This is a genomic window from Aliihoeflea sp. 2WW, assembly GCF_000497755.1.
GTDB lineage: Bacteria > Pseudomonadota > Alphaproteobacteria > Rhizobiales > Rhizobiaceae > Aliihoeflea.
In genome coordinates, this window is the sequence record NZ_AYOD01000035.1 from 463,816 (window position 1) to 471,124 (window position 7,309).

General features: G+C 66.0%; 9 protein-coding genes. 8 read left to right on the plus strand and 1 reads right to left on the minus strand.

All coding sequences use genetic code 11. The features are described from left to right. Positions 1-13 precede the first annotated feature (13 nt). From ffh to ALII_RS0116430, 6 genes are all read left to right on the plus strand, one after another. Positions 14-1,579: a signal recognition particle protein gene (ffh, locus tag ALII_RS0116405; RefSeq protein WP_024588317.1), complete on the plus strand. Its 1,566-nt coding sequence runs from the start codon at positions 14-16 to the stop codon at positions 1,577-1,579. A 7-nt stretch (positions 1,580-1,586) separates the two neighbouring features. Then, entirely contained in the window at positions 1,587-1,904 is a 318-nt protein-coding gene (locus ALII_RS0116410; protein ID WP_024588318.1) for a chorismate mutase, read from the plus strand. Between the two features lie 25 nt (positions 1,905-1,929). Further along, positions 1,930-2,358, plus strand: a complete 429-nt coding sequence (gene rpsP, locus ALII_RS0116415) for a 30S ribosomal protein S16 (RefSeq protein WP_024588319.1) — start codon at positions 1,930-1,932, stop codon at positions 2,356-2,358. Between the two features lie 155 nt (positions 2,359-2,513). Then, complete coding sequence (locus ALII_RS0116420) at positions 2,514-2,897, plus strand: YciI family protein (RefSeq protein ID WP_024588320.1); 384 nt, start codon at positions 2,514-2,516, stop codon at positions 2,895-2,897. After that, entirely contained in the window at positions 2,894-4,141 is a 1,248-nt protein-coding gene (locus ALII_RS0116425; RefSeq protein ID WP_024588321.1) for an RNA polymerase sigma factor, read from the plus strand. The genes ALII_RS0116420 and ALII_RS0116425 overlap by 4 nt, the downstream gene beginning before the upstream one ends. Before the next feature lie 73 nt (positions 4,142-4,214). Continuing rightward, positions 4,215-4,691 carry an SRPBCC family protein gene (locus tag ALII_RS0116430; RefSeq protein WP_024588322.1) on the plus strand — a complete coding sequence of 159 codons (477 nt, stop codon included), beginning with the start codon at positions 4,215-4,217 and terminating at the stop codon, positions 4,689-4,691. Between the two features lies 1 nt (position 4,692). On the opposite strand, the gene ALII_RS0116435 is transcribed toward ALII_RS0116430, so the two are convergent. Beyond that, a complete protein-coding gene (locus tag ALII_RS0116435) occupies positions 4,693-6,306 on the minus strand; it encodes a phospholipase D family protein (protein WP_029660642.1) in 1,614 nt (537 codons plus the stop codon). A gap of 143 nt (positions 6,307-6,449) precedes the next feature. Here ALII_RS0116435 and ALII_RS0116440 point away from each other — a divergent pair, with 143 nt between their 5' ends. Both ALII_RS0116440 and ALII_RS0116445 read left to right on the plus strand, forming a co-directional pair. Further along, positions 6,450-6,803, plus strand: a complete 354-nt coding sequence (locus ALII_RS0116440) for a DUF1428 family protein (RefSeq protein WP_024588324.1) — start codon at positions 6,450-6,452, stop codon at positions 6,801-6,803. A 16-nt stretch (positions 6,804-6,819) separates the two neighbouring features. Continuing rightward, the gene (locus tag ALII_RS0116445) at positions 6,820-7,221 is read left to right on the plus strand and encodes a VOC family protein (protein ID WP_024588325.1); all 402 of its coding nucleotides are present in this window, start codon (positions 6,820-6,822) and stop codon (positions 7,219-7,221) included. Positions 7,222-7,309 lie beyond the last annotated feature (88 nt).

Here is a 7,309-nt window from a genome sequence, read left to right on the forward strand (position 1 = left end):
TAAAGGACGGCGGATGTTTGAATCACTTCAGGAGCGGCTTGGCTCCATCCTGAACGGCCTGACGGGCCGCGGCGCGCTTTCCGAGGCAGATGTCTCGGCGGCGCTGCGCGAGGTTCGCCGTGCGCTGATCGAGGCCGACGTCGCGCTCGAAGTCGTCCGGTCCTTCACGGACAAGGTCAAGGCCAAGGCCGTCGGCGCGGACATCCTGAAGTCGATCAAGCCCGGCCAGATGGTCGTCAAGATCGTCCATGACGAGCTGGTCGAGATGCTGGGCGCGGAAGGCGCGACCATCGATCTCAATGCGCCCGCGCCCGTCGTCATCATGATGGTCGGCCTGCAGGGCTCGGGCAAGACGACGACCTCGGCCAAGATCGCCAAGCGGCTGACCGCGCGCCAGGGCAAGAAGATCCTGATGGCCTCGCTCGACACGCGCCGCCCGGCCGCGCAGGAGCAGTTGCGCCAACTCGGCGAGCAGACGCAGGTTGCCACGCTGCCGATCGTCGCCGGCCAGTCGCCGGTCGACATCGCGCGGCGCGCGGTACAGGCGGCCAAGCTCGGCGGGCATGACGTCGTCATGCTCGACACGGCCGGCCGCACCCATATCGACGAGCCGCTGATGGCGGAGATGGCCGAGATCAAGGCCGTCGCCAAGCCGCACGAAATCCTGCTGGTCGCGGATTCGCTGACCGGCCAGGACGCGGTGAACCTCGCGCAGAATTTCGACAGCCGCGTGGGCATCACCGGCCTCGTCCTGACCCGCATGGACGGCGACGGTCGTGGCGGTGCCGCGCTTTCGATGCGCGCGGTCACCGGCAAGCCGATCAAGCTGATCGGCACCGGCGAAAAGATGGATGCGCTGGAGGAGTTCTATCCCAAGCGCATCGCCGACCGCATTCTCGGCATGGGCGACATCGTCTCGCTCGTCGAGCGCGCTTCCGAGACCATCGACGCCGAAAAGGCGCAGGCGATGGCCAAGAAGATGCAGGCCGGGAAGTTCGATCTCGACGACCTCGCCGACCAGCTTCGCCAGATGCAGAAGATGGGCGGAATGGGCGGCATCATGGGCATGATGCCCGGCATGGGCAAGATGAAGGACCAGATCGCGACCGCCGGTTTCGACGACAAGACCTTCGCCCGCCAGATCGCCATCATCCAGTCGATGACCAAGGCCGAGCGCGGCAATCCGGACCTCTTGAAGCATTCGCGCAAGAAGCGCATCGCTGCCGGTTCCGGCACCGACGCCGCGGCGATCAACAAGCTCTTGAAGATGCACCGCCAGATGGCCGACATGATGAAAGCCATGGGCGGCAAGGGCAAGGGCGGCGGCATGATGCGCGGCCTGATGGGCGGCATGGCCTCCAAGATGGGGCTTGGCGGCATGGGCGGTCTCGGCGGACTCGGCGGTGGCATGCCGGATCTGTCGAAGATGGACCCCAAGCAGCTCGAAGCCCTGCAGAAGCAGGTGCAGGCGTCCGGTCTGGGCAATGGACTGCCCGGCATGGGCGGTGGTCTTCCGGGCCTGGGCGGCGGCGGGTTGCCCGGATTGGGCGGCCTTCCCGGCCTGCCGAAGAAGAAGTGAGGAGACGATGACACAAGACGATACCGCGCGCGCGCGCGACCTCCTCGCCGGCTACCGCGCCTCGATCGACAATATCGACGCGGCGCTGATCCACATGCTCGCAGAGCGCTTCCGCTGCACGCAGGCTGTCGGCAAGCTGAAGGCCGAGCACGGCCTGCCGCCAGCCGACCCGGCGCGCGAGAAGACCCAGATCGAACGGCTCCGCCGGCTTGCCGACGATGCCAATCTCGACCCCGATTTCGCGGAGAAGTTTTTGAACTTTATCGTCCGCGAAGTCATCCGCCATCACGAGGCGATCGCCTCTGAGAAACACGAAAACGCTTGAATTCAACTTTTCCAGGAGAACTGAAATGGCACTGAAAATCCGCCTCGCCCGCGCCGGCTCCAAGAAGCGCCCCTATTACCACGTCGTCATCGCCGACGTCCGTTCGCCGCGCGACGGCCGCTTCATCGAGCAGGTCGGCTCGTGGAACCCGACGCTGCCCAAGGATGGCGAGCGCGTGAAGCTCAACAATGAGCGCATCCAGCATTGGCTCGACCACGGCGCCCAGCCGACGGACCGCGTGCTGCGCTTCCTCGACCAGGCCGGCATCGTCAAGCGCGAAGCCCGCAACAACCCGAAGAAGGCCGAGCCCGGCCAGAAGGCCCAGGAGCGCGTCGCCGCCCAGAAGAAGGCCGAGGAAGACGCCGCCGCCAAGAAGGCCGCCGACGAGGCTGCTGCAGCCGAAGCCGCCAACGCACCGGCCGCCGAAGAGACTTCGGAAGAAGCTGCTTCGTAAGCTTTCGTTTCAGCAAAGTTCAAAAGCCCCGCCGGTCCTGCCTGCGGGGTTTTTGTTTGCGCGCTCCCGCGCAAATTTTTCGAAATTGCCGCAGCGGTATCTGTCGGCTACGCCTGTCGTCGTTCGTCTTTTCATCAAGCGCGCGAGGCCAGGACATGCTCTACGCCATTCTTTGCTACAACCATGAAGACACGGTCGGCCAGTGGACCAAGGAGGAGGACGACGCCGTCATGGCGCGTCTCGACGCCGTGCTCCAGCCTATCGAGCGGTCGGGCAGGCTCGGCCCCGTCGCGCGCCTTTTGCCGACCACCGCCGCCACGACGCTGCGCAAGGCAGGCGGCGAGCCGCTCGTCATCGACGGGCCCTTCGCCGAGACCAAGGAACAGTTTCTCGGCTTCTATCTCGTCGACTTCGACAGTCTCGACGAGGCGCTCGCCTTCTCGAAAGATCTCGCCGAAGCCAATCCCGGCGGGGGCTCCTATGAAATCCGACCGGTCGGCTACATGCGCGAGCGGGACAAGGACAAGCACGCTTCATGACCGACGCCCGCGCCATCGAGACGCTGATATCCGCCGCCCGCCCGCAGGCGGTCGGTGCGCTGCTGCGCTATTTCCGCGACCTCGACCGCGCGGAGGAAGCGTTTCAGGAGGCGTGCCTGAGGGCGCTGAAGAACTGGCCGAAGAACGGCGCTCCGCGCGATCCGGCCGCGTGGCTGATCTTCGTCGGGCGCAATGTCGGCATCGACGCGGTGCGGCGCGACAAGCGCCTCGTCGCGCTGCCGGACGAGCCCGCGCTGTCGGACCTCGACGACGTCGAGACGCCGCTCGCCGAACGTCTCGACGGCGCCGACTATCGCGACGACATATTGCGCCTTCTGTTCATCTGCTCCGATCCGTCGCTGCCGGCCGAGCATCAGGTGGGGCTGGCGCTGCGCATCGTCTCCGGCCTGACCGTGCCGCAGATCGCGCGCGCCTTTCTCGTCTCGGAAGCGGCGATGGAGCAGCGGATCACCCGCGCCAAGGCGAAGATCGCCGCATCCGGCCGGCAGTTCGAGACGCCGGACGCCATCGCGCGGTCGGAACGTGTCGGCGCGGTCGCGGCGATGATCTATCTCGTCTTCAATGAGGGCTATTCGTCGCGTCCGGAAGCGGGGCAGGCGGCGACGGTGCTGTGCGAGGAGGCGATCCGGCTCGGCCGGCTGCTCTTGCGCATTTTTCCGACCGAGCCCGAGATCATGGGGCTTCTGGCGCTGATGCTGCTTCAAAATTCGCGCAATGCCGCGCGTATCGATGCGGCAGGCGAAATCATCCTTCTCGACGATCAGGACCGCTCGCGCTGGAACGCCAAGATGATCGGCGAAGGCTTGGCGCTCGTCGACAAGGCGTTCCGCCACCGCCAGCCCGGCAGCTACCAGATCCAGTCCGCGATCGCCGCGCTTCATGCCCGCGCGAAGACGGCGGCGGAAACCGACTGGACGGAAATCGAGCTCCTCTACCGCATGCTGGAGCGCATCGAGCCCTCGCCGGTCGTCACGCTCAACCGGGCGGTGGCGGTTGCCAAGGTGCAGGGCGCGCAGGCCGCGCTCGATTTGATCGAACCGCTCGGCGACCGGCTTTCCGGCTATTTCAACTATCATGGCCTGCGCGGCGGGCTGCTGCTCGAGCTCGAACGCTGCCGCGAGGCGCGCGAGGCGTTCGACCGCGCCATCGCGCTGGCGCGCAACCCGGCCGAAGCTGCCCATATCCGCCGCCATCTGGACCGCATGCAGGCGAAGGCGCACTAGATTTTCGGCCGGCGAATGTCGGTATGCGGGGCTGCGGATCGTCCTTGGATCAGACATCATGAAGGAGACCGCCATGACCGCCGAACCCAAGGCCGAAACCGAACACGAACTCGTTCTCACCCGCCTTCTCGACGCGCCGCGCGACACGCTGTTCCGCTGCTGGACCGACGCCGAGCTTCTGCCGAAATGGTTCGTGCCGGCGCCGTGGACGATCGCCAAGGCCGAGGTCGATCCGCGTCCCGGCGGACGGTCGTTCGTCGTCATGCGCGACCTGGACGGCAATGAATATCCGAATGACGGCGTCTATCTGGAGATCGTGCCGAACGAGAAGATCGTCTTCACCGACGCCTACACGCAAGGTTGGGTGCCGTCGCAAAAGCCGTTCTTCACCGGCATCGTCACCTTCGCCGACGAGGGCGGAAAGACGCGCTATACGGCGCGGGCTCGCCACTGGCGGGCCGAAGACAAGGAAAACCACGAGAAGATGGGTTTTCACGAAGGCTGGGGCATCTGCGCGGATCAGCTCGAGGCGCTTGCCAAAACACTTTGACCTAGAGCAGCCATTCGATGTCGAGGCGTTTCAGGATGCCGATCGCCAGCCGGTCGCGCAGCCCCATGCCGGGCTCGCGACGCAACGGCGCCGACAGGTCCGGGCGCTTCCAGATGAGGCCGCGATGCTCGGACAGCGCCACCTCATAGGCGTTCTCCGGCACCACATCGTCGAAGGCATCGGCGACGAGGCCGGCCAGAAGCGGCGATTCGATGACGATGCCCATCTCGGTGTTGAGGTCGATCGAGCGCGGGTCGAAGTTGAACGAGCCGACGAAGAGGCGCTGGCGGTCGACGGCGAAGGTCTTGGCGTGCAGGGTCGAGGCGCCGGCACGAAGGGCCGAGGCCGAGCCGCTGCCCGATCCGCGCAGGCGGCCCGATACGCCAAGCCGCGAGCCCTTGCGCCGCTCGCGGCGGGAGGGCGCCTGCCGCGCGCCGTCGCACATCTCGAACAGGCGGATGCCGGCGCGCAGCAATTGCCGGCGATAGGGCGCGTAGCCGGCGTGGACCGCGCCGACATCGGTCGCCTCATAGGCGTTGGTCAGGATGGAGACTTCGACGCCGCGCGCCCGCAGCGCCCGAAGATTGGCGACGCCGCGTTTGCCCGGCACGAAATAGCCGGCGATGATGGCGAGCTCGCGTTTCGGCGTGCCGATGGCGTTTTCGAGCAGGCCCGAAAGCCGCGCGTCGCTGCCCTCGGCCCTCTTCAGATAGCCGAGCGCCTTGCCGGGATCGTCGTGCAGGAGCGACACCTTCGCCCATTCCATCGGCAGCCGCGCCTCGGCGAGCTGGCGCACGATCTCGAGGTCGCGCACGGCCTTCAGATAGCGCCGCGCGGTCGGGTCGCGCTCGACGATGGATGAGCGCTTGCGCAGACGGCGCAAATTGCGTGGGCCGACGCGGCGCAGTAGCAGGCGGGCGGGGAAGGAGGATGCGGCGTTCCAGTAAGCCTCGAACTGCGTCGCCACCTCATCCACGACCGGGCCGATGGCGAGGACGTCGAGGTCGGCAAAGAGGGGGCCGTCGGCAACGCCGAAATATTCGTCGCCGATGTTGCGGCCGCCGATGACCGTCGCCTGTCCGTCGACGGTGAAGCTCTTGTTGTGCATGCGCCGGTTAAGGCGCGGAAAGTCGAAGACGTAGCCCAGCACCTTCGGCCAGCGGACGGGGAAGGGATTGAACAGCCGCACCTCGACGCGCGGATGGCGATCGAGCGCGAACAGCACCTGGTCGAGCCCGTCGATGCCGTTGTCGTCGAGGAGAAGCCGGACGCGAACGCCTCGGTCGGCGGCGTCGAGCACTTCTTCGAGGAGCATGGTGCCGGTGCGGTCGCCGCGCCAGATGTAATATTGCAGGTCGAGCGTCTTTTCGGCCTGACGGGCGAGCGACATGCGCGTGGCGAAAGCCTCGGGGCCGTCGGCAAGGAGATAGACGCCGGAGAGGCCCGGATGGGCGTCGACCGAAGGTCGCGTCATGCGGGCGAGGGTCGTCTGGCTGACGTCCGGGGCAGGGGCGGGATCGGGCAAGGCGCGCTGCGGCAGCGTGAAGGCGCGGCGGATGGCGGCGGCCGCGACGAGCGCGGCACCCATGGCCAGCAATTTTCCGCTCGCGCGCATTCATTCCTCCGATCGCCGCAGTACAATCGTTCCGCGCGCTTCCGGTTCCGGCCGATTGGATGGCGAAATATTTCCCGAACCATGTCGGGAGGACGCGCGGCCGTTCGTCATCCTGTCGCAACACGATCAGAGGAGAACACCCCATGAGCTATGTCGACGGATTCCTGCTTTCCGTTCCGAAGTCCAACCTCGAGACCTATAAGGAACATGCCCGCGTTTCGGCCGGTGTCTGGCTCGAGCACGGCGCCACCGGCTATGTCGAGTGCCTGGCCGACGACGTTCCATATGGCGAACTCACCTCGTTTCCGCGTGCCGTGCAGGCCAAGGACGACGAGATCGTGGTCTTCGCCTGGGCGACCTATCCCGACAAGGCCAAGCGCGACGAGGTGATGAAGAAGGTGTTCGAGGACCCGCGCATGAAGCCGGCCATGGAGAACATGCAGTTCGACGGCAAGCGGATGATCTATGGCGGCTTCGACGCGTTCATCGAACGCTGAACCAGAGGAGGCAGCGATGTCGGACTATCACTATCCGGGCGTGACGCCGCATCTGATGTCGAAGGATGCGGTGGCAGCCATCGAGTTCTACAAGCGCGCGTTCGGCGCCGAGGAACAGGGCGAGCGCATGCTCATGGATGACGGCAAGCGCATCATGCACTGCGAACTGAAGATCAATGGCGGCACGTTGATGATCGCCGACGCGATGCCGGAATATGGCTATCCATGGGTCGAACCGCAGGGCACGACGCTGAACATCATCGTCGATGACGCGCGCGCGGTCTGGGACCGGGCGATCGCGGCGGGTTGCACCGTGAAGATGCCGCTCGAAGTGGCGTTCTGGGGGGATTTATACGGGACGTTCGATGATCCGTTCGGGCACAATTGGGCGGTGGTGGGGCCGGCGCCGAAGGGGTGAGCTGCGGTTTTGTTTTGGTTGCCTATCCGATCCTTCGGGATCGGATAGGGACCCCCACCCTTTATCCCTCCCCACAAGGGGGAGGGAG